Source organism: Litorivivens sp., from assembly GCF_041624475.1.
GTDB lineage: Bacteria > Pseudomonadota > Gammaproteobacteria > Pseudomonadales > Spongiibacteraceae > Litorivivens.
In genome coordinates this window covers 146,200-171,603 of sequence record NZ_JBFJUX010000005.1, presented here as the reverse complement: position 1 = coordinate 171,603, position 25,404 = coordinate 146,200, and the positions used below count along the sequence as shown (strand labels likewise).

Here is a 25,404-nt window from a genome sequence, read left to right as displayed (position 1 = left end):
GTTATCCCCAGAGCGACGACATGGATTCAGTCGTCTTTGTCAGCTGTCGCGTCGCGACAGTGGTCTTTGGTCAGGTAGGTCTCGTCGGGGTCAATGACCGCGACGCCTTTCATAAAGCGGCGACCCAGCAGAATACGGTAATTGAAACCGCTGCGATCACTTAAGGTGAACTGGGTTTTGTGTACGCGACCATCAAAACACATATCCAATTCAATCACAGGACGCCGGTCAGCGCCGCCGCCAAGATCCTTGATCTTCACGCCACGGACCATGGCTCGCTCCAGCTCCTTTTTGGCGCCATCCTTATCGACAAAGGTAAAACGCACCCAGTCGTCGCCGTCTTGTTCAAACTGCTCGACATCAATGGCGTGAATCGACGAGGTGTTGGCGCCGCTGTCCAGCTTGGCTTTGATGGGCTCGTCGCGAATCAGTGGCACCGTGACCTTTTCTATCCAGCCCGCGATGACTTTGCCACCAGCGTCCATGTCTTTGTCTTTCTTGCCCGCATAAGTTGTGGCGGGCGCTACCGCGATAATCAATAGACTCAGTATGGCTGATTTCAGGCGCATGCCTATCCTCCTGTGGTTATTCCGGGTGTTCGTCGGGTTCCGAGATACGCTGTTCCTGCTCGGAAGTATCCTCGCCTTTGGCATCGACGGGTAGTTCTCTGGAGATAACGGATTGGGTGGCTTCCTCGGCGGCCTTGCGCGCCGCCTCATTCACGGCCTGTGGGTCATCGCCGCTCTGGCTGGCACTCTCAGCGGCTTCCTTGGCCACTTCCTGTACCGCCTTGCGAACGGTTTCGAGAGCCGCATTGGCGGCGCCTTCGGCGGCTTTTTCAACGGCGGCACCCTCGGCCTTGGCCAGCCCCAGGTGGTAAGCCGCGAAACCGGGCATCACCATCTGGTTGAGCGCCATACCGATAATCGTGCCTTTTGCGCTGGAGCGAATCAGCGTACTGCGGTTGGTAATGGGGTCGGTAACCGAGCCCAGAATATCGCCTTTTTCGACCGCATCGCCGATTTTGACCTCACTGAACAGGACCCCGCCCTGATCGGCGCGCAACCAGACGGATTCATAAAACACCTGCTGTTCACTGGCAATCTTGTTGGCGTCGCCCATCAGGCCAAAACCGCGCAGGGCAGAGAGCACCCCGCGAACGCCCTGTGCTACCTCTTCCGGCTGCAGGTACAGAGGCTCGCCGGCCTCCAGTGTTACTGCGGGGATTCCGGCCTCAACCGCTGCTCGACGCAGCGTGCCCACCGCGCCGAGACTGTGCAGCACGACAAAATCGTCGAACAACTGGCTGAGTCTGGCGACGCTGGCGTTGCTGAGGTCGGCCCGCAGCTGCGGCAGATTGGTGCGATGAAAAGAGCCGGTGTGAATATCAATCAGGGCGTCGCAGTGACTGATCACGTCCTGAAAAAAATGGTGGGCGATTCGGGCGGCCGAACTGCCCCGAGGGTTGCCGGGGAAGTAGCGGTTCAGATCCCGGCGATCGGGCAGGTAGCGGGAGTTTCGCTGAAAGCCGTAGAGATTGACGATGGGCACGGCGATCACCGTGCCGGTGAGGGTTTCCGTGTCCAGGGCGAACATGATGCGGCGGATGATCTCCACGCCGTTGAGTTCGTCGCCGTGCACAGCGCCGGTAAGGCACATGGTCGGTCCGGGCGCATTGCCGGCGGCGATCAGTACCGGCGTGGGCAGGGCCAGCCCGGACAGTGGCTGGCCGGCGGACCAGGCGCGACGGTCGAGAATACCGCGTTTGATCGACTTGCCCAGAAAGCGCTCAACCGGAGGGCGCTCGGCGGGCAGTTCCGTCTTTAGCGGCGCGACATCGCGCACGCGCTCGGTGGCATTGGCCAGACTGCCGGCCAGCAGACAGGCTCCGAAAATGGCAAGCATCGAACGACTCTGTGGCAGTGACATAAACCTGTCGGTGCTCCTTTTGCCCGGGTTCCCTGTGGATGCGCAATGAGTGCGCACTTTATCTTAAGTGTTATAGGCTTGCTGTGAAGAATTTGGGAAATTATCCCAAGCTGGACGGGAACTTTCGCGATCTCGCAGCGATAATCACCCCCGGCTACTCTGAGTGTGCCTGTACTCTGATTTGTCGGCAATCTGTGTGAGAATAGGCCACATTCAGGATGTGGAATTCAGGAGTCCCCCCATGGCTAAGGACCAGCTGGTCATTTTTGATACAACCCTGCGCGACGGCGAGCAGAGCCCGGGCGCGTCCATGACCCGTGACGAGAAGGTCCGTATCGCCAAAATGCTGGAAAAAATGGGCGTGGATGTGATCGAGGCGGGCTTCGCTATTGCCAGTCAGGGCGACTTTGAGTCGGTGCGGGCGGTGGCCGAGGCGGTGAAGCACAGCCGTATCTGTTCGCTGGCGCGCTCGTCGAAGAAGGATATCGAGCGGGCGGGGGAAGCGCTGAAGCCGGCGGCGCTGTCACGCATTCATACCTTTATTGCCACCTCGCCGATCCACATGGATTACAAATTGCGGATGAAGCCCGACCAGGTGGTCGATGAAGCCGTGCGAGCGGTGACCACAGCCCGCAGCCTGGCCGACGATGTGGAGTTCTCCTGCGAAGACGCCTCGCGCTCGGAATTCGACTTTCTCTGTCGCATTATTGAGCAGGTCATCAAGGCCGGCGCCACCACCATCAATCTGCCGGACACGGTGGGTTATGCCGAGCCGCAGGAATACGGCGCACTGATTTATCGCCTGATGAACACCATTCCCAACGCCGACAAGGCGGTATTTTCGGTGCACTGCCACAATGACCTGGGGCTGGCGGTAGCCAATTCCCTGGCGGCCGTCCTGCAGGGTGCCCGGCAGGTGGAATGCACCATCAACGGCTTGGGAGAGCGCGCCGGCAATGCCTCGCTGGAAGAGATCGTGATGGCCGTGCGCACCCGCGCCGACGTATTCCCGGTAGAAACCAGCATTGATGCCACCCAGATCGTGCCCACCTCGCGGCTGGTGTCTACGGTGACCGGTTTTCCGGTGCAGCCCAACAAGGCCATTGTCGGTGCCAATGCCTTTGCCCACGAGTCCGGCATTCACCAGGACGGCGTGCTCAAATACCGCGAAACCTACGAAATCATGCGTGCCGAAGATGTGGGCTGGAACACCAACAAGCTGGTGTTGGGCAAGCACTCCGGCCGCGCGGCCTTCAAGGCGCGCTTGACCGAACTGGGTATCAGCTTTGACAGTGACGAGGCCTTTCACGACGCCTTTACCCGCTTCAAGGATCTGGCGGACAAGAAACACGAAATCTTCGACGAGGACCTGCAGGCGCTGGTGAGTGACGTGGTTGCGCCGGATTCAAACGAAAAATACCGCTTGTTGGATTTGGAATCCCACTCCCAAACCGGACGCAAACCCAAGGCCCGATTGCGGCTGCAGGTTGATGGCGAGGAGCGATTCGTAGAGGCTGAAGGTGATGGCCCGGTGGATGCGGCTTTTACTGCGGTTGAGCAGGTCGCGAACAGCGGCGCTACTCTCAAACTGTATTCGGTCAATGCCATTACCCAGGGCACGGATTCTCAGGGTGAGGTGACGGTGCGGTTGGAAAAAGACAATGTCATCGTCAATGGCAACGGGGCGGATACCGATATCATCGTCGCGTCGGTTAAGGCCTACCTGAATGCCCTGAATCTGTTGGCTTCCGGCGCCATGCGCACCCACCCTCAGAAAGAAGGCGTTTAAATGTTTGAGGCGTTGCCCGAGGCCAAACGACTGGCCTACCTGCAGGCGATGGGGGTGGAAAGTTTCTTTCCGCGTTTTCGCCTGCCCGGTGCGCCGGAGCCGGTATTGTGTCGGACTCTGCCCGAACCTGAGGTTGTGTCGACGCCAGCGGCAGACAGTGAGATGCAGAGCCAGCCGCGCACCGCCAGAGAAGCGCCTGAGTCGGCCCGCAATCTGCTGCGTGATCTGGTTGGCACGCCTGCTAAATCGGAATCACCCAAACCGGCACCTGCCGCCGAGACTCAGCCCAAGCCGGAAAAACTGCAGTTTATTCTGCGCTTTTATCTGGTGCCGGGGCTGGCCCTGCTGGTGGATGCCTCTCCCGAGCAGGTGCCGGAAACGGCCTTGAAACAATTTGCCGCCAACCTGATGCTGGCCCTGTCGCGACGCCAGGAAGGCTGGCAGGGCAGTATCAAGCAAAGCCTGCAGCAGCACCTGTTCCGCTGGCCGGTGGTGGGAAATCAGGCCCTGGCTCAGGGAGAAACCGAGGCGCGTGAGGCTGTGAACGCGGCAATTCTCGCCAACTGTGAACGCAATGCCCTGCCGCAGGTTCTGTTGATGGGTGAACAGGCACAGCGCTTTGCCGGTGAGCTGGGCGAACTGAGCAGCATCGCGACCGAGTCGATGGCGCATTACCTGCAAACACCTCTGGCCAAGCGGACCTTGTGGGCACAACTGACAAAACAACAATGAGGGTTGAGCGTCTCCCGGGCGAGGCCCTGGATCGGGTGCTCGCCCTGGAGGCCGAATCCGGCCCCTACTGCTGGAGTCGTGCCGACTGGCAGAGTAGCCTGAAGTCCGACGACTGTTTTGAATTGCTGTATGAAGGGCAGACAATGGCGGTGGTGGCTTTCTCTGTGGTTTTCGACGAAGCCAATCTGCTCAATATCGCGGTGCCGGTGCAGACGCAAAGACGAGGTTATGCTCGGCAATTACTGCAATACTGCCTGAATCACTATGCAAAAAACGGTATCAAACACTGCTTTCTGGAAGTGCGACGCTCCAATGTGGCAGCTATCGCCCTCTATGAAAAACTGGGTTTCAGTGTGATCGGCGAACGTAAAAATTATTATCCGGTGGCGGGCGGTCGCGAAGACGCGCTGGTCTATATTTGCCGGTTGCAGCAAGGGGAAAGTGAAGATGCGTGAACTGGAAACGGACTGGTGGTTTCTGTCTCTGCCGGAAGACTGGCTGGTTGACCAGGATGACGACAGCATTGTGATCACCGACCCCGATGAAGTGGGGGTTATCACATTGACCTCGCTGATTACCGAGAGTGAGCGCGATATCGAGGCCGGGTTGGGCGAACTCATGGAAACGCTTGGCGTTGATAAAAGCCAGTTGGAAGCGACGGTGCTGGGCGACTTCGATGGTTATTATCAGGAATTTCAGGACGGCGAAGACTGGGTGCGCGAGTGGTACCTGGGCAGCGAACACTGTCTGCTACTGGTCAGCTACGACTGCGACCCCGAAAATAAAATGATGGACCGGGAATTGATTGACGACATTCTCGATACCCTCTCGCTGAAAGGTTAGTGCCGATGCCGACAGCCAAAACCTTTAAGGTTGAAATAAGTGATCAGGCGATAGTCGATCTGCAGCAGCGCCTGGATATGACGCGCTGGCCTGATCAGCTGACGGACGCCGGCTGGCAGCAGGGCACCGAGATTGGTTACCTGAAAGAACTCGTGGACTACTGGCGTCATGAGTTTGACTGGCGTGCGCAGGAGCTCAAGCTTAACGCGCTGGATCAGTTTACGCTGGAGTTTGACGGCCTGCGCACCCACTTTATCCATCAGCGTTCGCCCCATGCCGATGCGCAGCCCCTGTTGCTCAACCACGGCTGGCCGGGGTCTGTGGTCGAGTTTCTGAAGCTGATCCCCCGTCTGGTCGAGCCGGAAAAGTTTGGTGGTCGAAAAGAAGATGCGTTTCATGTGGTGGCGCCGTCACTGCCCGGTTACGGGTTTTCCGAACCGGCCCACGAAACCGGCATGCACACCCGCGCCATCGCCGCCCGCCATATCGAATTAATGCGGCTGCTTGGTTACGAGCGCTTTATCTGCCAGGGCGGCGACTGGGGCGCCATGATTACCCGTCAGCTAGCCGATCTTGCGCCGGAGCGTTGTGAGGCCATACATCTGAATATGGTGCTTGCGGCACCGGCTGATCCCAGCGAGCCCTACGCTAATGTCACTGCGGCGGAGCAGCAGCGGCTGGAAGAAGACGCAAAGATTTCCCGCGACGGCATGGGCTACTACAAAATTCAGGCGACCAAACCCCAGTCGCTCGGTTATGCCCTGCACGATTCCCCGGTGGGGCTTTGCGCGTGGATTGCCGAAAAGTTTCAACGCTGGACCGATTGTGACGGTGAAATCCGCAATGCGGTGAGCTGGGATACCCTGCTCACCAATATATCCTGGTACTGGTTCAGCGGCTCGATTACCTCGTCGATGCGCCTGTACTACGAGCACCGCCAGCACAAGGATCCGGTGCGCCGTATTGAGGTGCCAACCGGTGCGGCGATCTATCCCGTTGAATTGCTGCGTCCACCCAGGGCATGGGTGGAAGCGTCCTACAATCTGGTGCACTGGTACGAGGCAGGCAGCGGTGGGCATTTTGCGGCGCTGGAAAAGCCGCAGGATTTCGCCGAAGATCTGTGGCGTTTTCGACAGGCACTGATCGGTTAGCAACGGCTGTGTGTTCTTGCGTTATGTCTTCACGATAAGTCGTTCGGGCGAGTCTCTTTCCGCTCACAATCCACAGGCAGTTAAATTACACTAGCCGGGTAGGAGGGCCAATGGACAAGCCGGCTAAAATCATGGCGAGTATTTTTTCGCCGTTACAGCACGCCACGTTCCGCAATATGTGGCTCAGCAATACCGGATCGGGGTAACGAGGCGCTCAATGTACAGGGGCAGGGTAATACCGCCTGAATTTGGGTTGGGGAGGTAGTCAGCGATTCGCTTGCAGAAAGTTTCTGGCGCCGCAGCCTGCGGCCATTCCGCTGGCGAAACAGGCGGTGAGAAGATAGCCGCCGGTGGGCGCTTCCCAATCCAGCATCTCTCCCGCGCAGAACAAGCCGGGATATTGGTGGCACATCAGGGTGTCATCAAGTTCCGAAAAACAGACACCCCCAGCGGTGCTGATAGCCTCGTCCAGTGGGCGTGTCGAGTGAAAGGTTTGTGGCAGTGCTTTTATCAGCGCCGGCAACTGGCGGCGATTCAGCATCTGCCGTTTTTCGCTCAGAGCCTTTAGTAGCGCCAGCTTGCCGTCGGCAACGCCCAGTTTTCGCAGGATGTTGCCGACGGAGTCGCCTTTGCGGGCGTTGATAATCGATGTCAGCTCGCTTGTGCTCCGATCGGGCAGTAAATCCCAGTAAACCGTGCAGGCGCCGTGTTGCTCAATGGCGTCGCGCAGCAGGTGTGAGGCGGCGTAGATCAGGCCGCCTTCAATTCCGTAGCGGCTGATCAGTGCATCACCGCATCGCTGCCAGCCCCCCAAACTAAGCCCGATATGTTTGAGTGGGCTGCCGAAGCTCGCGCTTGGCATGTGGGCGGGCCAGGGGTAGTTAAAACCACAGTTGCTTGGGCGCAGCGGCGCGCAGCGAATGCCGCGAGCGTGCAGTAGTGCCTGCCAGGCGCCGTCCGAGCCCAGTGAGCGCCAGCTGCCGCCGCCAAGGGCAAGCACCGTTACGTCGGCGCTGACTTTGAGTAAATTCGCCCGGTTTTCAAAAACCGCGTTGCCGAATTCATCCCAGCCGAGCCAGCGCTGTCGGGTATGAAAACTAACCCCATTTTGTTTTAAGCGCTCAAGCCAGCGACGCAGCAGCGGTGCTGCTTTCATCTGTTCCGGGAAGACGCGGCCGGAGCTTCCGACAAAGGTTGCTATCCCAAGCTCTTCACACCACTGACGCAGATTAGCGGGCCCAAAGTGGCGCAGAAGCGGCTCTATGTCGCGGTTGCGCTGGTAGTAGCGCTCTGTGAAAGTCTCGTAGGCTTCGCTGTGAGTAATATTCAGGCCGCCAATACCGGCGCGAAGGAACTTGCGGCCTACCGTGGGCATCCGCTCGAACACAGCGACGCTGAAACCGTTGCCGGAAAGTTGTTCCGCCGCCATCAATCCGGCGGGGCCGCCCCCAATGATCAGGGCATCGTACTGTTGGGTGGAAGTCACGGGCAGCGTTACCGGAGTTTCACGTTAGTTGGGAAAAGGTTCACTATCATACCCGTCTACGCAATAAGACGCAGGAGAAAGCGCTATGACTGCCGGACGAATAATCGGGCTTCAGCATCTGGCTATAAATGTGATCAATCTTGATGCAGCCAAAACATTTTATGCGGAAATGCTGGGTTTGCCGGAACTGCCACGTCCTGCTGCGGTAGCTGATCAGTTTCGCAGCGTTTGGTATCTGCTGGGCAACGCAGAATTACATGTTGTCGAGAACCCTGAATTCAAACCACTAAAGTCGCCGCTGGGGCCACATTTTGCGGTGGCCTGTGACGATTTCAATCAGGCCTGTGAGCGCATCAGCAAGCAGACTGACGCGATTGTTTTTGGTCCGGCTCGCGGCGTCGATGGCATTGAACGCATGGTGGTGCGCGATCCAACGGGCAATATCGTTGAAATTATTGACCTTCCCCTGCACGGAAACGGATCTTCCGTCACGGCTCGTTAGGCGCCGAATGTCACATTTTTATCGAGAAATATAGGCAATTTTGACTTTATGCCGGGCAGATGCTGGTCATGTCCTGCTGCCCTGCGTAGCCTCCGCGCTAATGGTTGTGCAACTTCTCGTCTGACTGTTGTCGGAGTGAGTTGAGACACTTATTCAAACGGAGAAGGAGGATTATCGTGAGCTTTACACTGCCAGACCTTCCGTACGAAAAAAACGCGCTTGAGCCCCATATCTCAAAAGAGACTTTGGAATTTCACTATGGGAAACATCATCAGAAATACGTCGATACCCTGAATGATCTGGTGAAAGACACAGACGATGAAAAGCGCGATCTTGAAGATATTGTTAAAAGTGCCGATGGAAAATTGTTCAATCAGGCGGCTCAGGTCTGGAACCATACTTTTTATTGGCACTGTCTTAGCCCGGAAGCTGGGAGCGGGCCGAGTGGCGAACTGAAATCGTGTATCGAGCACTGCTTCGGTTCTATTGAGAAATTCAAGGAAGAGTTCAACGCCAAGGCTGCGGCCAATTTCGGTTCGGGCTGGACCTGGCTGGTGAAAGTTAATAGTCAGGACAAAAAGCTCGAAATCATCAATACCGACGATGCAGATACGCCGATAGCCGGTGACCGATATGTACCTCTGCTGACCGTTGATGTCTGGGAGCATGCCTACTACATAGACTACCGCAATGCGCGGCCGAAATATCTCGAGGCCATCTGGAATATCGTCAACTGGAAATTTGTAGAAGAAAACTTTGCCAACCCCGAGCGGGCGGCGACTCAGTTTAAGTTTGCGGCCTGATGGGCGATCGGTAGCATAGGTCAGTAAAGGGGAGCGTGACTCCCCTTTTTTTTTGGATGTGTTTCTAGCGCATCTTTCGTGGGGTAATTCACAAGGAGGACAAAGGACCAAATTGTAAGGAGAAACTATGCAAGATGCTTACCCTACGCGGCGCGGAGAGCCGCTGGAACCTTTTCCCAGGCTTGACCCGGTCGTACATTCAAGTGCACGTTTTCGCTGGCACGGCCCTTTGGATGAATGCGCACTGTCGCGCTACGAGCGCGATGGGTTTTTGTGGTTTGAAGGCTTTTTTGGACGCGAGCGAGTAGAACCGTTTTTTGATGAGCTGGCGGCGTTAGCACGTGACAGCGAGGCGATGAATTCTGATCGCGTAATCGCCGATCCCGCCAATGGCGAACTGCGCTCCGTTTTTTCCATGCACACTCTTTCCCAGCGTTTTTCCAATCTGACACGCGACCCTCGTATTCTAGGCATGGTGCAGCAATTGCTGGGCAGTGATGTCTATCTGCATCAGTCGAGAATCAACGACAAGTTTGGTTTTCAGGGAGGTGGCTTTGACTGGCATTCGGATTTCGAAACCTGGCATTCTGAAGACGGGATGCCGCGGATGCGTGCCGTGTCGGCGTCTATTCTGCTTACAGAGAACAACGAATTTAATGGTCCGCTTATGCTGATTCCTGGGTCGCATCAGTTCTTTGTGCCTTGCATTGATAGAACACCGGAAGATAATTGGAAAGACTCTCTTAAAAAACAGCGCCTCGGTGTGCCGGAAAAATCAGCGCTTCGGTGGTTGGCAAATCGAGGCGGGATACAGGCACCGAAAGGTCCACCTGGTTCGTTGTTGCTGTTCGAGTGCAATACCCTGCATGCCTCCAATATGAATATGTCGCCCTGGAGTCGGGCGAATCTGTTTTTTGTCTACAACAGCGTAGAAAACCAGATGCAAAAACCTTACTGCGGGTTGCAGCCGCGGCCGGAATTTCTGGCGACCCGTAACCGCGCCAGCCCCCTGACAATGCGTGACGACGCAGTGGAGCCAGCGGTGCCAGCGCCAATAAACGGTGAGGCGCCGTACGAACCAGAGATGGAGCACAACGTTTTCACAAACTGAATCTGAAGGAGAACTGAATGTTGCCTCGGACGATGAAAGCCGTGTTGCTGAAAGGGCACGGCGAACTGGATCAGCTGGAATACCGTGACGACGTCGCCGTGCCGGCGCCGGAGGCGGGTGAAGTGCTTGTAGAGGTCAGTGCCTGTGGTATGAACAATACCGATGTGTGGGTGCGCAAGGGGGCTTACGGTACGGAAACCGATCCCAATTCGGTTTCTACCTGGCGTCGGGGCCGTTCTACCCTGACCTTTCCCCGGATACAAGGAACTGACACGGTCGGTTACATCGCTGCCGTGGGTGATGGAGTGCCTGAGTCCAGAATCGGCCAGCGGGTTGTTGTAGATTTCAGCCTGTATAACAGGCCGGAAGGCGATGACAGCCTTGCTGATATTGACTATATCGGACATGGCCGGGACGGCGGCTATGCTGAGTACACGACGGTGCCAGCGGAAAATGCCCACACCATCGACAGTGATCTGGATGATGCGCAGTTGGCGACCTTTTGCTGTGCTTACCTGACTGCAGAGCACATGCTGGATCGGGCCCGGGTTGCTGAGAATGAGCGAGTACTGATTACAGGCGCTTCCGGCGGTGTTGGCTCCGGGCTGATCCAGCTGTGCCGGGCACGCGGCGCTATCCCCTACGCGGTTACCGCATTGGGTAAAGAAAAGGCCATGACGGCGATTGGCGCGGAGGGGGTTATTACCCGCAATGGCGGCGACTTGGTTGATGCGGCAAACGAAGTAAGTCAAGGAAAGCCCATTGATGTGGTTGCCGATCTGGTGGGCGGTGATATGTTCAACGACCTGCTGAGAATTCTGCGGCCGGAAGGGCGCTATACCACTGCCGGGGCCATTGCGGGGCCGGTAGTACCACTGGATTTGCGTACCATGTATCTAAAGCAGCTGGAGTTGCACGGATCATCGCAGGGTACTCGCAAGGCCTTTCGGCGCTTGCTCAAATACATTGAAAGCGGCGAGATAAAGCCGCTGTTGCATCGCACCTATCGGTTGTCTGAATTCCATCAGGCGCAGAAAGATTTCATGGCAAAAGGTTTTATCGGCAATCTGGTTGTCGTACCCGATTCAAAATGGGAACGAATAGGAGCGCCCTATGCAGCAGAGTCGGATTAGAACGCTTGAGTTAATCGATATGCACAGTGGCGGCGATGTGAGTCGCATCGTGGTTGGCGGCGTCGGTGACTTGCCGGGGCAGTCGGTGCGAGAGCAGATGCGCTATATCGAGAGTCACGGCGATGGCTTGCGCCGGCTGTTGTTGTCGGAGCCCTATGGCGATCCGCATATGTCTGTCAATTTGGTGACGCGCCCTTGTTCTCCCAAGGCAGCTGCCGGCTACATCATCATGGAAGCGATGGGTTACCCCATGTACTCCGGGTCCAACACCATATGCACTGCTACCGCAGTGCTGGAAAGTGGCTTAGTACCCATGAAGGGCGATGGCGAGCAGCCTCTGGTGCTGGAGTCCCCGGCAGGCCTTGCCCATATCAAGGCGCGGATAAGAAACAGCAGAGTGGACTCGATTACGACTCAGGGCGAACCGGCCTTTGTAGCTGAACGTGATTGCAGGGTTAAGCTGCCGCACTTTGGCGAGATTCGCTACGACCTGGTATGGAGCGGTGCGTTTTATGCGCTGGTGGATTCCGAGCCGCTAGGATTTGAACTCCAGCGCGAAGAGGAGGTGGAGCTGGCAGCCTTTGGTGATCGCTTTGTTAAAACGGTGAATCAGGATTTTCAGCTGGCCCACCCGGACTTTGACGATAACCCGACGCTTTCCTTTTTACACTTCTGCGGCCCGACCCGTGCTAAGGGCAAGGAGGGTTTCGAATCGCCCTCAGCTACCTATGTGCATCCGGGTGTTATCTGTCGCAGCCCAACCGGTACTGGCACATCGGCCCGACTAGCGCAGTTGGACGATCGTGGCGAAATCGCGCAGGGGCAGTGGCTGGAAACGTGCTCGCCGCGGGGCAGTGTTTTTTGTGGCACGGTGTTGGGCGAAGCCAGAGTTGGTTCGAACAAAGGTTTGCACAGCCATATCACCGGCAGGGCAAGAACCCTGGCACATTCGAGAATTGTGGTGGATCTGGATGATCCCCTGATTGAAGAGGGCGATCTGGGGCTGGTGTTGTCGACCGAGGCCGCGTGAGGCGGCCTCTTGGCAGTTTGAGCTAGCTGATATTGCCGGTAACCCGCACTCGGCGGCTCTCCTTGGGTTGCCCTGCGGTACGCGCCGCTTCGCGCTTTTTGATACCGTCGTCGATCATGTTTTTTACGGCGATAATAAGCCCGGTAACGATAAAGGCACCGGGCGGCAGAATGGCCACCAGAAACTGGTTGTAGTCTTTGAAGAAAACAATTTTCCAGCTTTTAGCGCCTTCACCGAACAGCAGATCCATATTGGCAAACAGTGCCCCGGTACCGACCAGCTCGCGCAGGGCACCCAGTACCACGAGAATAACGCCAAAGCCCAGCCCCATCATCAGCCCGTCTACCATCGCCGGGCCAAGGCTGTTCTTGCTGGCGAAGGCATCGGCGCGGCCCAGAATCAAACAGTTGGTTGTGATCAGTGGCAGAAAAATCCCGAGGATCTGAAACAGCTCGTAGGTATAGGCTTGCATCAGCAGTTCGGTGCAGGTCACTGCCGAGGCGATGATCATGACGAAGGCAGGCAGACGCACGGCATCCGACACAAAGCCGCGAATCAGCGAGACCGAGGTGCTGGAGGCCAGCAACACAAACAGCGTTGCCAGCGCCATACCGAGTGAGTTCACCACCGTGCCGGTGACCGCCAGCAGGGGGCACAGGCCCAGCAGTTGAACGATGGCCGGGTTGTTTTTCCACAAGCCGTTCAGGGACAGGTCGCGGTAGTTTGTGTCACTCATCGCCGCTTATCTCCTTTTCCGCGCTCGCAATCAGATGGTCGCGGTTTTGATCGAAATACTGCAAGGCTTTATATACTGCGCCAGTCACCGCACGCGGAGTAATGGTGGCGCCGGTAAAGGTATCGAATACACCGCCGTCTTTCGTCACACCCCACTGAGCCGGTTGTGGATTGTTCAGACTTTTGCCGATAAAGCTGTCAACCCAATCGCTTTTCTTGCGCTCCACCGCGTCGCCCAGCCCGGGCGTTTCACGGTGGGATAATACCCGCACGCCGGCGATGCTGCCGTCGCGATTGACGCCGACAATCAGGTCGATATCGCCGGTGTAGCCCTCACGGGAGGTAGCGGGAATGATCGCGCCGACGAACTGGCCGTCTTGTGTTGCGAGGTAGATGTCCTTGCTTTCACGCAGACCCAGCAGCTCGACATTGTCGGTAGCGACCGTATTGTCGAGCATGGAATTATCGTGGCGATCTTCGGAAATAATCTGCAGCAGAGCTTTTTCTTCGGCGGCGCGAATGTTGGCCTTGATCTGGTCGCGGCTGCCGAGGTAGGTGCTTGCAATAATGGCACTGGTAAAGGCCGCGAAAAGACCCAGCAGAAGGCTGTTGCGGCTAATTGATTGTCCTAACATCAGTCAGCCTCCTTCTGCAGGTTTTTCTTCTTGTGTCCATAGGTGCGCGGCTGGGTGTAGTGATCCAGCAGCGGAGCGGCGAAGTTCATCAGCAGCACCGAGAAGGCGATGGCGTCGGGGTAGTTGCCCCAGACGCGAATCAGGTAGACCAGAATACCGATACAGGCACCGTAGATAATTCGGCCTTTGTTCGATACGGCAGACGTTACCGGGTCGGTGACAATAAAAAAGGCGCCGAGCATCGTTGCACCGCTGAACAGGTGAAACAGGGGCGAACCGCCGGAGGCGGAGCTGCCGCCGTCGTAAAACAGGGCCGACAGCAGGGTAAGCGACATCAGCATGCTGATCGGCGCGTGCCAGGTAAAAACCCGGCGATACAGCAGGTATAGCCCGCCCAGAAGGAAGCCGACATTGGCCCACTCCCAACCGACACCGGCCAGTGTGCCAAACTGGCTGTTGCTCGCCCACAGGTCTTCAACCAGCAGCGAGTTATTCTGTTTGAGCACATCGAGCGGTGTTGCCATGGTGACCGCATCGACCCCACTGAAACTGAAGGTGCGCATCAGCGCGTCGATGGGGCCGAGCACTTCTCCGTTAAAGGTGCCGATGGGCGCGACCCAGCTGGTCATTTGCACCGGGAAGGAAATCAGCAAGACCACATAGCCGACCATCGCCGGATTAAAGGGGTTATAGCCCATGCCGCCGTAGAGGTGCTTGGCAAAGACGATGGCAAACAGTATGCCGACGGCTAGAATCCACCAGGGCGAGGCCGGGGGCAGGGCAATGCCCAGCAGCACGGCGGTCACCAGTGCGCTGCAGTCGTTCAGGTAAAAACCGATGGGACGTTTGCGAATTTTCAGTATCAGCGCTTCCATGCCCAGTGCGAGCAAGGAGGCCAGCAAAATATTGCTGAGGGTGCCGAAGCCGAAAAAATACGTGAGAGCGAAGACGCCGGGCAGGGTTGAGAGCAGCACCAGTCGCATGACGGTGGCCGTACTCATGGGCCCGTGGGCGTGGGGTGAGCTGACGGTTAACAAGGCCATATTTTATCCCTCAACTCCTGCATCCTTGCGCGCCTCGGCCAGCTTGTCTTCGAGCTTGGCGAGGGTATCGCGCAGTACTTCAACGGTGTCGGCACCACTTTCTTCGGCTTCTGCCAGTTTGGCGCGGGTTTTTTCCACGCGTGCTTCAAGCGACTCCAGTGCCTTTCGGGCTTTGTCTTCCGGGCTCAGCTTGGCGGCCGCTTCCCGCGCGGCCATGGCTTTTTCGATGGCGAGCTGGGCCGGATCGTTGGTGGAGGCCGCTGCGGCCACCGGTGCTTCGCTTTCGGATATCTGCGCCAGCTCGGCGCGGGCGGCATCGAGTTTTTCGCGCAGTTTGGCGGTGGATTGCTCCAGCACCTCGGCGGTGTCGGAGCCGCTTTCCTTGGCTTCAGCCAGTTTCTGCTCGGATTTGGTGAGGCGTTTTTCCAGCGACGCCACCTGCTCCTGGGCTTTTTCCAGCGGGCTTTTGTCTTCCTTGCTGGCGCGGGCTGCCTGGGCACGGGCAATGGCTGCAGCCGCAGGATCGTTAGTGTCCGAAGCGCCGGAGGAGACCTGCTGGTGCTGTTGCAGTTCTTCTTTTGCCTTGGCCAGCTTTTCGGTCATGCGTTCATGGGCGGTTTGCAGGGCACCCAGGTTCGGCGCGTCGGCGGCTTCTGCTTCCTTGAGTTTAGCGCTGGCGCTTTCGAGGCGCTTTTCGGCAGTTTCTACGGCTTTTTGCAGGCGCGCCAGTGTTTCCTCACTGCTTTCCTGCGGAGCCTCGCCGCTGCGCTTGGCCATGGCTTTCTCAATAGCAGCTTGTGCCGGGTCGACCGCAGGCGCGGCAGCTTTTTCCTGTGCTGCCTTGATCGGGTCTTTGCCAGCGGCGGCTTTTTTCTTGGCGGCTTCCTGGCGGGCTTTGCGGCGGGCTTCTTTTTCCGCCTCTTCGCGTTCGATGCGCAGCTGCCGTGCTTCAAAGCGCGCCTTGGCGTGTTCGGATTTCACCTTTTCCTGCTGCTGCTTGCGAATTTCCGCTTTGGAAGCGCGGTAGTACTGCACCAGCGGAATATTGCTGGGGCAGGCGTAGGAGCAGGCGCCGCATTCGATGCAATCAAACAGGTTGTGGTCTTCGAGCTTTTCGTATTCCTTGCCACGGGCGAACCAGTACATCTGCTGGGGCAGCAGTGAAACCGGGCAGGCCTCTGCGCACAGGCCGCAGCGAATACAGGCCTGTGCCGGCGGTGGTGGCGGCAGCTCTTCTGTTGTCGGCGCCAGCAGACAGTTAGTGGTTTTCACCACTGGCACTGAGGTGTCTTTCAGGGTGAAGCCCATCATCGGCCCGCCCATCACTAGGCGAAGACACTGCTGCTGGTTAAAACCGCCGAGTTTGAGCAGGTAATCTACGGGGGTGCCCAGCAGCACTTCAAAGTTACCGGGAGCGCTGCACGCCTCTCCGGTTACCGTGGTGATGCGGGAAATCAGCGGCTCGCCGAACTGTACCGCCCGATGAATGGCGACGGTGGTGCCGATGTTCTGGCAAACAATGCCCACGTCTGCCGGCAGGCCGCCGGAAGGTACTTCACGGCCCGTCAGGATCTGGATCAGCTGCTTTTCGCCGCCCGAGGGATATTTGGTGGGAAACACCACGATTTCAATATTGCTGTCTTCGGCCGCTTGGCGCAGTGCGGCGATGCCTTCCGGCTTGTTGTCCTCGACGCCTATCAGCGTTTGCTCGGTGGGCTGAATCAGATGCTGGAGGATTTTAATGCCGGCAATGATCTGATCCGCGCGCTCACGCATCAGCATGTCGTCGGCAGTGATATAGGGCTCGCACTCTGTGCCATTGATAATCAGCGTATCGATCACCGCATCATCGCGGGTGCTGAGTTTTACTGCAGAGGGAAAGCCGGCGCCGCCCATGCCGGCAATGCCGCAATCGCGAATCCGGTGCAGCAGGTCGGCTTTCTCCAGCGCAGTGTAGTCGTCTACCGGATCGAGTTCGATCCACTCGTCTTTGCCGTCAGTGTCTATTACGATGCAGGGCGCAAGCAGACCCGAAGGATGTGGAATTTCCCGATGCTCAATGGCGCTGACGGTGCCGGAACTGGCGGCGTGCACGGGTACGCTAACAAAGCCCTTGGCTTCGGCGATCATCTGGCCTTTCAGCACGCTCTGGCCCACTTCAACGATGGGCGCTGCCGGTGCGCCGATATGTTGGGACAGCGGGTGTACCAGAACGGGTGGAATGCCCGCATTTTCAATGCCGCGCTGCAGCGATTGTGTCTTGTTTTCCGGCGGGTGAACGCCGCCGTGAATATCCCAGATTTTTCTCATGCGGCCTGATCTCTATCCTTGCTGTCTTCACCGGAATTGCCGCGGTCAGTCGCAATCAGGTCTTCGGTAATGGCTTCTTCGGCAGAGGGGGGCAGTTCCCAGCTCCAGTTCTGCACGGTGGTGGGCAGCGGAATCATGTCGATGCAATCCACCGGGCAGGGCTCCACGCAGAGATCGCAGCCGGTGCATTCGCTGGCGACCACGGTATGCATGTGTTTGGCGGCGCCAACAATGGCGTCTACCGGGCAGGCCTGAATGCACTTGGTGCAGCCGATGCACTCGTCTTCGCGGATATAAGCGACCGAGGGCACGCTTTCTTCTTCGGCGTCCAGCGGCAGAGCTTCCACATCCAGCAGGTCGGCCAGCGCGTTGATCGTCGTTTCGCCGCCGGGGGGGCATTTGTTTATAGCGTCGCCTTGAGCAATGGCCTCGGCGTAGGGGCGGCAGCCGGGGTAGCCGCACTGGCCGCACTGGGTCTGCGGCAGCAGGGCTTCAACCTGGTCGGCAATCGGGTCGCCTTCGGTCTTGAATTTGACCGCAGCAAACCCGAGCAGGGAGCCAAAGGCGAGGCCGAGCAAGGCCAATGAACCGAGGGCGGCGATAAAGGGGTGTTGGGACAGCAGTTCAATCATCACAGCCTCCTACACCAGACCCGCAAAGCCCATAAAGGCCAGCGACATCAGGCCAGCCGTTACCATGCCGATGGCAGGGCCTTGAAAGGGTTGGGGCACGTCAGCTACCGCTAGGCGCTCGCGCATGGCGGCAAACAGCACGAGAACCAGCGAAAAACCGGCGGCAGCGCCAAAGCCGTAGAGGGCAGACTCGACGAAGCTGTGTTCTTTGTTGATGTTGAGCAGGGCGACACCCAGCACCGCGCAGTTGGTGGTGATCAGGGGCAGAAAGACGCCGAGCACTTTGTAGAGCAGGGGGCTGGTTTTGCGGACCACCATTTCGGTGAACTGCACCACTACCGCGATAACGAGAATGAAGGAGATGGTGCGCAGGTATTCCAGCCCCAGCGGCACCAGCAGCCATTCATAGGTCAGCCAGCTGCAGATGGAGGCCAGCGTGAGCACGAAGGTGGTGGCGCTGGACATGCCGATGGCGGTTTCCAGTTTGTTGGAAACGCCCATGAAGGGGCACAGTCCCAGGAACTGTACCAGTACGAAATTGTTGACCAGAATGGCGCTGATCAACAGAACAGAATAGTCCGCCAACATCGTGGGCCTCGACGATGAGTGTGTAAGTTGTGCGCGCGGTGGGTAAATACCCGTAGAGGCACCGCAGACCAAGTGGGCAGCATCTCAGCGAAACCCAGCCACACGCTGGCAAGGCGCGCAGCGAAGTGCAAGGCTGGGTGCCCTTGCCAAGCTGCGCAACGCAGCCAGCGTGTGGCTGGGGTTCGCCCGAAGGGGCATTGCGTGTGATGCCCCTGCTTCGTTGCTGTCGCTGGAAAGGCAACCAGCCTTCCTGCACAACAGCGTCTCGCAGGTGAATCACACGCAATGCCTGAGATGCCGCCCACTTGATCTGTGGTGCCTCCAGTGAGCAAAGCTCAAAAAACAGGCGGTTAGTCTATTTTATTTCGAACAAGCGTTCAATTTAAAAGTCCTTGAAAGGACTGGCAAAATCGGCCGTTTGGGGAGTGTTAAAGCGCTTCTGGCGTAAAAACTCCCTCACCCTGTCCCTCTCCCAGAGGGAGAGGGTACCCTCCTTGTTGAATCGGTGGCCCCCTCTCCCTCTGGGAGAGGGTTGGGGTGAGGGCCTACTTCACCTGCATCCCCGGCTTGGCGCCCTCGTGCGGCTCCAGCAAGTATATATCTTTCCCACCCGGCCCGGCTGCCAGCACCATACCCTCTGAGATGCCAAAACGCATTTTACGGGGTTTCAGGTTGGCGACCAGCACGGTGAGCTTGCCGATCAGCTGCTCGGGCTCATAAGCGCCGCGAATGCCGGAAAACACCTGACGGGTCTCGTTGCCCACATTCAGGGTCAGTTTCAGCAGCTTGTCTGCGCCTTCAACGTATTCGGCATTGGCGATTTCAGCGATGCGCAGGTCCACTTTGGCAAAGTCGTCGAACTCAATTTCTGCGCTGGCTGACTCGGTTTTCCTGGGCGCTTTTTTCGGGGCGGCCTGCTGGACGGCGGCTGCTTCTTCGCGGCTCTCTTCCAGCATTTTATCGACGGTGTCACTGTCGACCCGGGTCATCATCGCCTTGAATTTTTCGATCTTGTGATCCAGCAGCGGCGCAAATTCGCCGTCCCAGCGCAGTTCGCAATTCAGGAAGGCTTCGGCCTGCTCGGCCAGTGCCGGCACCACCGGTTTCAGATAGGTCATCAGAACCCTGAACAGGTTCACGCACTGGGAGCTGACGGCGACCGCCTGCTGAGCGGTATCTTCGCTTTTCGCCGTTTTCCAGGGCTCTTCGGCGTCGAAGTACTCGTTTACCGCATCAGCCAGCGCCATGATCTCGCGCACGGCCCGGCTGTACTCGCGCTGGTCAAAAAAGCCTGCAATTTCGTCACTCTTGCCGGTGACGCGCTGCCAGAGCTCGGGATTATGCAGCTCGCTGCTCAGTTTGCCGTCGTTGCCCTTGTGAATAAATTTGGCGCTGCGGCTGGCGATATTGACCAGCTTGCCCACCAGGTCGGCGTTTACGCGCTGGGTAAAGTCTTCCAGGCTCAGATCGATGTCGTCGACCCCGCCGGACAGTTTGGCGGCAAAGTAGTAGCGCAGGTATTCCGGCTGAAAGTGCTTGAGATAAGTGGCTGCCTTGATAAAGGTGCCCCGACTCTTCGACATTTTCTTGCCGTTGACCGTCAGAAAGCCGTGTACATAGACTGAGGTCGGTGTTCTGAAACCTGCCGACTCCAGCATTGCCGGCCAGAACAGGCCGTGGAAGTTGATGATGTCCTTGCCGATAAAGTGATAAAGCTCGGCCTTGGAGTCCTTGGCCCAGAACTCGTCAAAGCTGCGACCGTTCTGCTGACACCAGTTGGCGCAGCTGGCCATATAGCCGATGGGGGCGTCCAGCCACACGTAAAAATATTTGCCGGGCGCGCCGGGTATCTCAAAGCCGAAGTAGGGGGCGTCGCGGGAGATATCCCAGGATTGCAGGCCGGCTTCCAGCCATTCGCCCAGCTTGTTGGCTATCTGCGGCTGGAGGCTGTCGGAGCGGGTCCACTGTTTCAGAAAATCGGTGAATTCACCCAGTTTGAAGAAGTAATGGGTGGAGGCCTTTTCAATCGGCGTGGCGCCGGAGATTACCGAGCGCGGGTTGATCAGGTCGGCCGGGGTATAGGTGGCGCCGCAGGCCTCACAGTTGTCGCCGTACTGATCGTCAGTTTTGCACTTGGGGCAGGCGCCCTTGATATAGCGATCGGCCAGAAACAGGTTTTTCTCGGGGTCGAACAGCTGGGTGATTTCCCGCTTTTCGATATGGCCGTTGGCGTCCAGGCGTTGATAGATTTCCTGAGCGTAGTGCTCGCACTCGGGGGAGTGGGTGGTGTAGTAATTGTCGAAGTTGATCAGAAAACCATCGAAATCCCGCTGGTGATCCGCCTGAACACGCTTGATCTGCTCTTCGGGCGTAATGCCCAGCTTCTCGGCTGTCAGCATGATGGCCGTGCCGTGGGCGTCGTCGGCGCACAGGTAGGTGCAGTCGTGGCCGCGCAGTTTCTGGAAGCGCACCCAGATATCGGTCTGGATGGTTTCCAGCAAGTGGCCGAGGTGGAGCGGGCCATTGGCGTAGGGCAGTGCGCTGGTGACCAGTATCTGACGTTTCGACATTTTTACCTGACATTGGCGGTTTTCGGGGCGGCGTACTATAGCCTTTTTGCGGCGTCCCTGCATCTCGTGTGCGTTGAGGGGGCTGGCGTGAGGGCGTATACTCGCCCTCCAATTTTGACCTCCTGACACGCAACCATGCCTGATATAGAACAAAGTACGCGCGAGCAGCTGCTTGCCTGCCATCTGCCCGGCATCAATCTGCCGCTGAGTCTGGTGGGGGCGGTGGAAGCCTTGGGCCTGTCTGCCAGTCGTGCTGAGGCGGTGGTCGCCCTGCATTTTCCGGCCCGCTCACGGATGGAAGCTATTGAGATGGCGCTCAACGAGTGCCTGCAGGCGGCGTCTGGGGTAAATAAGTGCAAACTTACCGTGAAAACTGCGATTCAGGCGACCGCTGCAGTGGGCGAAACCCAGAATCTGGAGCGGGTGAAGAACGTTATTGCCGTGGCCTCGGGCAAGGGCGGGGTCGGCAAATCCACTACCTCGGTCAATTTGGCGCTGGCGCTGGCGGCTGAGGGGGCGAAGGTCGGTATTCTGGATGCGGATATCTACGGCCCCAGCCAGCAATTGATGTTGGGTGTGAAAGAGGGGCAGCGCCCGGAGCAGCACGGCACCAACTATTTAAAGCCCATCGTCGCTCACGGCCTGCAGTCCATGTCGATGGGTTATCTGGTCACAGAGAAAACGCCGATGGTGTGGCGCGGCCCAATGGCCAGTGGCGCCCTGCAGCAGCTCTTGTATCAGACCTATTGGGATGAGCTGGATTATCTTGTGATTGATATGCCGCCGGGTACCGGTGATATCCAGTTGACCCTGTCGCAGAAAGTGCCGGTAACGGGGGCCGTGATCGTGACCACACCGCAGGATATTGCGCTGCTGGATGCCCGCAAAGGTATCGAGATGTTCCAGAAAGTGGATGTGCCTGTGCTGGGTATTGTCGAAAATATGTCAGTGCATGTGTGTACTAACTGTGGGCACGTTGAGCATATCTTTGGCGAAAAGGGCGGTGACAATATCGCAGCCGACTATAAAGTGCCGATGCTCGGCGCGCTGCCTCTGACCCTGAAAATTCGGGAGCAGGCTGACAAGGGCCTGCCGGTGGTCGCCGAAGCGCCGGAGTCAGAGACGGCGATGATTTACCGCGATGTAGCCATTCGTCTGGGCGCTGAATTGGCCCGGCGTCAGGCCAGCGGGGCGAACAAGGCTTTTCCGAATATTGTGATCAAGAACGATTGAAAACGGGGCGGACGTCTGACGCTGGACGTCTGACGCTAGCAGCGATTATCTAAGGAAGTCTGACAATGAGTATAAAAGCCGACAAATGGATTCGCCGGATGGCGGAAAGTGAGGGCATGATTGAGCCCTTTGAAGCGGGCCAGGTTAGAGAAAACGAAGGCGGAAAAATTATTTCCTACGGCACCTCAAGCTACGGCTATGATGTGCGTTGCTCGGATGAGTTCAAGGTCTTTACCAATATCCATTCAGCGACGGTTGATCCTAAAAATTTCGATGAAAAAAGCTTTGTCGATATCCGCGGTGAGTACTGCATTATTCCTCCTAACTCTTTTGCTCTGGCGCGAACCGTCGAATACTTCCGCATTCCGCGCAATGTCCTGACAGTGTGTCTGGGTAAGTCCACCTACGCCCGCTGCGGCATTATCGTTAATGTCACGCCGCTGGAGCCGGAGTGGGAAGGCCACGTGACATTGGAGTTCTCCAATACCACTAACCTGCCGGCGAAAATCTACGCCAACGAAGGGGTGGCGCAGATGCTGTTCTTTGAGTCGGATGAAATCTGCGAGGTGAGCTACAAGGATCGTGGCGGCAAGTATCAGGGGCAGCGCGGGGTTACCTTGCCGAAAACCTGATGGGCTTCCTGATCAGGAGCCTATTTTCAGTGATTCAGGTTTGAGCTGCATTTCTATGCGCTCATCGTCGTCATCCTGCTCCATTTTGATAATCAGGTAATCCAGATCCGGGGCGACCCAGATAAAGGTCTCCCGGTCTTTGCCCTCTCTTGTCTGGCGCAGTTTGACGGTCTGCATCTGGCGCTGACCAAGGGTTAGAATTTCTTCCCCTACTTTTTCGACCCGGTATTGCTTGTGACGGCCTCGGTCCACCAGCTTGTAGGTGCGCGGCTGCTGCAGCCGCCCGGCCAGCAGATCCAGCCGCAACTGCAGTTGATAGCTGAGTTTGTCAAAGGTGTCGGGCTCCAGTTCGGCGCGGCGCTGGCCATCGTCCAAATCAAACGTCGCCTGCTTTTTCTTCCAGTTGTAGCGAATGGTCTGGTCTTTGCTTTTGCCGGGGTTCTGGCGATAGCGGTACTTAACGGGTTGTATATTTTCCCCGTCAAAATCGACAACGGCGGTTTCTTCGAGGCTGAAGAAGAGAATCCGTGCGGAGTCGTGGAGCTGCCAGCGCGACTCGCCGCTGCGCTCCAGATGGCGTTCAACTTCCGCCGCCAGTCCGCCTTTAACCAGGTGGTAGGTGGCGCTGTAGGGTGTGAGCAGTGGTGCGGGTTCGCCTAGAAGGGCCTGCGACGGGAAGGCGCTAGCCAGAAGTGCCGTTAAAAGGAAAGCCTGTAGCCGAAAGTGCTTTGCCATCAAGTTCTGCTCGGTTGCCGTTGAGAATCAGTCGCCCCTGGGCATACCACTGGGCCGCCAGCGGGTAAATGCGGTGTTCCAGTTCGAGTACGCGGGCGGCGAGAAGTTCCGCCGTATCTCCCGCCTCTATAGGCACGCGAGCGTGGATTACTGGTGGTCCGCCGTCAAGCTCTTCGGTCACAAAATGCACAGTCGCGCCGGCTTCGGCATCGCCCGCATCCAGCGCGCGCTGGTGGGTGTGCAGACCAGGATATTTGGGCAGCAGCGAGGGGTGGATATTGAGCATGCGGCCGCGATAGTGGCGCACAAAGTCGGCGCCGAGAATGCGCATAAAGCCGGCGAGAATCACGAGGTCGGGTTGATAGCTGTCGATAACTTCCCGCAGAGCGGCGTCAAAGTCATCGCGACTGGCATAGGCGGTATGGTCTACGGCGGCCGTTGCAATGCCCGCTTCCCGTGCGCGCTCTAAGCCCTTGGCGGCTGGCCGGTTGCTGATAACGGCACTGAGGGTGGCATCGAGCTCGCCGTTCTGGGCGCTGTCGATAAAGGCCTGCAGATTGGACCCACTGCCGGAGATCAGGATGACGGTATTGCAGGGCATTTACAGCCCCTGCAATACGACGCGCTCGCCGTCCTCGGGGCAGGACTGAATTTCGCCGATCAGGGCGGCAGTTTCGCCCTGCTGCTTGAGCATATCCATAACGGATTCGGTCTGTGAGGCATCGACGCACAGCACAAAGCCGATGCCGCAGTTGAAGGTGCGGAACATTTCGCGGGTTTCGACATTGCCCTGCTGCTGCAGCCAGTCGAAGATTTCCGGGCGCTGCCAGCTGTTCAGGTCAATCGTGGCGCGGGTGCCTTTGGGCAGTACCCGGGGAACGTTTTCCAGTAGGCCGCCACCGGTAATATGAGCCATGGCCTTGATCGGGTACTCCTTGATCAGGCGCAGCACCTGTTTGGCGTAGATGCGAGTGGGTGTCAGCAGAGTCTCACCGAGGGTGCTGTCGCCAAAAGGCTGAGACAGGTCGGCACCGGAGACCTCAATGATTTTGCGAATCAGTGAGTAGCCGTTGGAGTGGGGGCCGGAGGAGCTGATGCCAATCAGCTGGTCACCCACTCTGACGGTGAAACCGTCGACAATCTTGGATTTTTCCACAACGCCAACGCAGAAACCCGCCAGATCGTAGTCTTCACCTTCGTACATGCCGGGCATTTCAGCGGTTTCGCCGCCAACCAGTGCGCAACCGGAGAGCTCGCAGCCGGCGCCGATGCCTTCAACCACCTGTGCGGCGACATCCACATTGAGCGCGCCGGTGGCGTAATAATCCAGGAAAAACAGGGGTTCGGCGCCGGTTACCAGCAGATCATTGGCGCACATGGCCACCAGGTCGATGCCGATGGTGTTGTGAATGCCGAGATCCATGGCCAGGCGCAACTTAGTGCCCACGCCGTCGGTGCCGGACACCAGAACCGGTTCCTTGTAACCACTGGGAATCTGACACAGTGCGCCGAAACCGCCGAGGCCGGACATCACTTCCGAGCGGCGGGTTTTCTTGGCGACATGTTTGATTCGCTCAACCAGCGCATCTCCCGCGTCGATATCGACACCGGCATCTTTATAGCTGAGGGGGCGGGAGGATTCGGTCATGTTGGGGCACCTTAATTCGAGGGCGGCTATTCTAGCGTGAATAAACGTCAAATTCAGCAGTAAATTGGCGTGAGCGCGCCTGAATATTCTCCGGCTGATTCGCCGGGCTGGCCTTGCTACAATGCCACGCTGCT

The 25,404-nt window shown here is 57.7% G+C and carries 25 protein-coding genes; 12 read left to right on the top strand and 13 right to left on the bottom strand.

The genetic code is table 11. The annotated features are described in order from the left end of the window. Positions 1-26 precede the first annotated feature (26 nt). Together ABY734_RS08270 and ABY734_RS08265 are read right to left on the bottom strand one after the other, a co-directional pair. Positions 27-569 carry an ATP-dependent zinc protease gene (locus tag ABY734_RS08270; RefSeq protein WP_372778504.1) on the bottom strand — a complete coding sequence of 181 codons (543 nt, stop codon included), beginning with the start codon at positions 567-569 and terminating at the stop codon, positions 27-29. A 16-nt stretch (positions 570-585) separates the two neighbouring features. Continuing rightward, entirely contained in the window at positions 586-1,929 is a 1,344-nt protein-coding gene (locus tag ABY734_RS08265; protein WP_372778503.1) for a succinylglutamate desuccinylase/aspartoacylase family protein, read from the bottom strand. A gap of 241 nt (positions 1,930-2,170) precedes the next feature. On the opposite strand from ABY734_RS08265, the gene ABY734_RS08260 reads away from it, so the two are divergent. The 5 genes from ABY734_RS08260 to ABY734_RS08240 are packed head-to-tail and all read left to right on the top strand — an operon-like array spanning position 2,171 to position 6,444. Continuing rightward, on the top strand, positions 2,171-3,718 hold the full coding sequence (locus ABY734_RS08260; RefSeq protein WP_372778502.1) for a 2-isopropylmalate synthase: 1,548 nt from the start codon (positions 2,171-2,173) through the stop codon (positions 3,716-3,718). Continuing rightward, positions 3,719-4,450 (top strand): hypothetical protein, encoded by a 732-nt coding sequence (locus ABY734_RS08255; RefSeq protein WP_372778501.1) that lies wholly within the window; start codon positions 3,719-3,721, stop codon positions 4,448-4,450. It begins immediately after the preceding gene. Next, a complete protein-coding gene (rimI, locus tag ABY734_RS08250) occupies positions 4,447-4,905 on the top strand; it encodes a ribosomal protein S18-alanine N-acetyltransferase (protein ID WP_372778500.1) in 459 nt (152 codons plus the stop codon). The genes ABY734_RS08255 and rimI overlap by 4 nt, the downstream gene beginning before the upstream one ends. Next, on the top strand, positions 4,898-5,293 hold the full coding sequence (locus tag ABY734_RS08245; protein WP_372778499.1) for a hypothetical protein: 396 nt from the start codon (positions 4,898-4,900) through the stop codon (positions 5,291-5,293). Before rimI ends, ABY734_RS08245 begins: the two co-directional genes overlap by 8 nt. A gap of 5 nt (positions 5,294-5,298) precedes the next feature. After that, entirely contained in the window at positions 5,299-6,444 is a 1,146-nt protein-coding gene (locus ABY734_RS08240; protein WP_372778498.1) for an epoxide hydrolase family protein, read from the top strand. Between the two features lie 265 nt (positions 6,445-6,709). Here the strand turns inward: ABY734_RS08240 and ABY734_RS08235 are convergent, their stop codons facing one another. Then, entirely contained in the window at positions 6,710-7,930 is a 1,221-nt protein-coding gene (locus ABY734_RS08235; protein ID WP_372778497.1) for a TIGR03862 family flavoprotein, read from the bottom strand. Between the two features lie 85 nt (positions 7,931-8,015). Here ABY734_RS08235 and ABY734_RS08230 point away from each other — a divergent pair, with 85 nt between their 5' ends. The 5 genes from ABY734_RS08230 (at position 8,016) to ABY734_RS08210 (ending at position 12,509) form a co-directional block, all read left to right on the top strand. Further along, positions 8,016-8,432 (top strand): VOC family protein, encoded by a 417-nt coding sequence (locus ABY734_RS08230; protein ID WP_372778496.1) that lies wholly within the window; start codon positions 8,016-8,018, stop codon positions 8,430-8,432. A 176-nt stretch (positions 8,433-8,608) separates the two neighbouring features. Then, positions 8,609-9,235 (top strand): superoxide dismutase, encoded by a 627-nt coding sequence (locus ABY734_RS08225; protein ID WP_372778495.1) that lies wholly within the window; start codon positions 8,609-8,611, stop codon positions 9,233-9,235. A 127-nt stretch (positions 9,236-9,362) separates the two neighbouring features. Further along, positions 9,363-10,346, top strand: coding sequence for an ectoine hydroxylase (gene thpD, locus ABY734_RS08220; RefSeq protein ID WP_372778494.1), 984 nt, complete (start codon positions 9,363-9,365; stop codon positions 10,344-10,346). A 17-nt stretch (positions 10,347-10,363) separates the two neighbouring features. Beyond that, entirely contained in the window at positions 10,364-11,479 is a 1,116-nt protein-coding gene (locus ABY734_RS08215) for an alcohol dehydrogenase family protein (RefSeq protein ID WP_372778493.1), read from the top strand. After that, the gene (locus tag ABY734_RS08210) at positions 11,460-12,509 is read left to right on the top strand and encodes a proline racemase family protein (protein WP_372778492.1); all 1,050 of its coding nucleotides are present in this window, start codon (positions 11,460-11,462) and stop codon (positions 12,507-12,509) included. The genes ABY734_RS08215 and ABY734_RS08210 overlap by 20 nt, the downstream gene beginning before the upstream one ends. A 22-nt stretch (positions 12,510-12,531) precedes the next feature. On the opposite strand, the gene ABY734_RS08205 is transcribed toward ABY734_RS08210, so the two are convergent. The 7 genes from ABY734_RS08205 to metG all read right to left on the bottom strand — a co-directional run bounded on the left by ABY734_RS08205 (position 12,532) and on the right by metG (position 21,022). Beyond that, entirely contained in the window at positions 12,532-13,245 is a 714-nt protein-coding gene (locus ABY734_RS08205; protein WP_372778491.1) for an electron transport complex subunit E, read from the bottom strand. After that, on the bottom strand, positions 13,238-13,879 hold the full coding sequence (rsxG, locus tag ABY734_RS08200; RefSeq protein WP_372778490.1) for an electron transport complex subunit RsxG: 642 nt from the start codon (positions 13,877-13,879) through the stop codon (positions 13,238-13,240). The genes ABY734_RS08205 and rsxG overlap by 8 nt, the downstream gene beginning before the upstream one ends. Then, the gene (gene rsxD, locus ABY734_RS08195; protein WP_372778489.1) at positions 13,879-14,922 is read right to left on the bottom strand and encodes an electron transport complex subunit RsxD; all 1,044 of its coding nucleotides are present in this window, start codon (positions 14,920-14,922) and stop codon (positions 13,879-13,881) included. Before rsxD ends, rsxG begins: the two co-directional genes overlap by 1 nt. Positions 14,923-14,925: 3 nt before the next feature. Next, positions 14,926-17,232, bottom strand: coding sequence for an electron transport complex subunit RsxC (gene rsxC / locus ABY734_RS08190; protein WP_372778488.1), 2,307 nt, complete (start codon positions 17,230-17,232; stop codon positions 14,926-14,928). Then, a complete protein-coding gene (rsxB, locus tag ABY734_RS08185) occupies positions 17,229-17,864 on the bottom strand; it encodes an electron transport complex subunit RsxB (RefSeq protein ID WP_372778487.1) in 636 nt (211 codons plus the stop codon). Before rsxB ends, rsxC begins: the two co-directional genes overlap by 4 nt. Positions 17,865-17,873: 9 nt before the next feature. Next, the gene (gene rsxA, locus ABY734_RS08180; RefSeq protein WP_372778486.1) at positions 17,874-18,452 is read right to left on the bottom strand and encodes an electron transport complex subunit RsxA; all 579 of its coding nucleotides are present in this window, start codon (positions 18,450-18,452) and stop codon (positions 17,874-17,876) included. 545 nt (positions 18,453-18,997) lie between these two features. Continuing rightward, positions 18,998-21,022: a methionine--tRNA ligase gene (metG, locus tag ABY734_RS08175; RefSeq protein WP_372778485.1), complete on the bottom strand. Its 2,025-nt coding sequence runs from the start codon at positions 21,020-21,022 to the stop codon at positions 18,998-19,000. A gap of 135 nt (positions 21,023-21,157) precedes the next feature. Here metG and apbC point away from each other — a divergent pair, with 135 nt between their 5' ends. After that, the gene (gene apbC / locus ABY734_RS08170; RefSeq protein ID WP_372778484.1) at positions 21,158-22,255 is read left to right on the top strand and encodes an iron-sulfur cluster carrier protein ApbC; all 1,098 of its coding nucleotides are present in this window, start codon (positions 21,158-21,160) and stop codon (positions 22,253-22,255) included. A 65-nt stretch (positions 22,256-22,320) separates the two neighbouring features. Beyond that, the gene (gene dcd / locus ABY734_RS08165; RefSeq protein WP_372778483.1) at positions 22,321-22,887 is read left to right on the top strand and encodes a dCTP deaminase; all 567 of its coding nucleotides are present in this window, start codon (positions 22,321-22,323) and stop codon (positions 22,885-22,887) included. Between the two features lie 12 nt (positions 22,888-22,899). On the opposite strand, the gene ABY734_RS08160 is transcribed toward dcd, so the two are convergent. The 3 genes from ABY734_RS08160 to purM are packed head-to-tail and all read right to left on the bottom strand — an operon-like array spanning position 22,900 to position 25,270. Further along, on the bottom strand, positions 22,900-23,622 hold the full coding sequence (locus ABY734_RS08160; RefSeq protein WP_372778482.1) for a DUF3108 domain-containing protein: 723 nt from the start codon (positions 23,620-23,622) through the stop codon (positions 22,900-22,902). Next, positions 23,570-24,223 (bottom strand): phosphoribosylglycinamide formyltransferase, encoded by a 654-nt coding sequence (gene purN / locus ABY734_RS08155; protein WP_372778481.1) that lies wholly within the window; start codon positions 24,221-24,223, stop codon positions 23,570-23,572. Before purN ends, ABY734_RS08160 begins: the two co-directional genes overlap by 53 nt. Continuing rightward, positions 24,224-25,270 carry a phosphoribosylformylglycinamidine cyclo-ligase gene (gene purM / locus ABY734_RS08150; protein WP_372778480.1) on the bottom strand — a complete coding sequence of 349 codons (1,047 nt, stop codon included), beginning with the start codon at positions 25,268-25,270 and terminating at the stop codon, positions 24,224-24,226. It abuts the gene before it with no gap. Between the last annotated feature and the right edge of the window lie 134 nt (positions 25,271-25,404).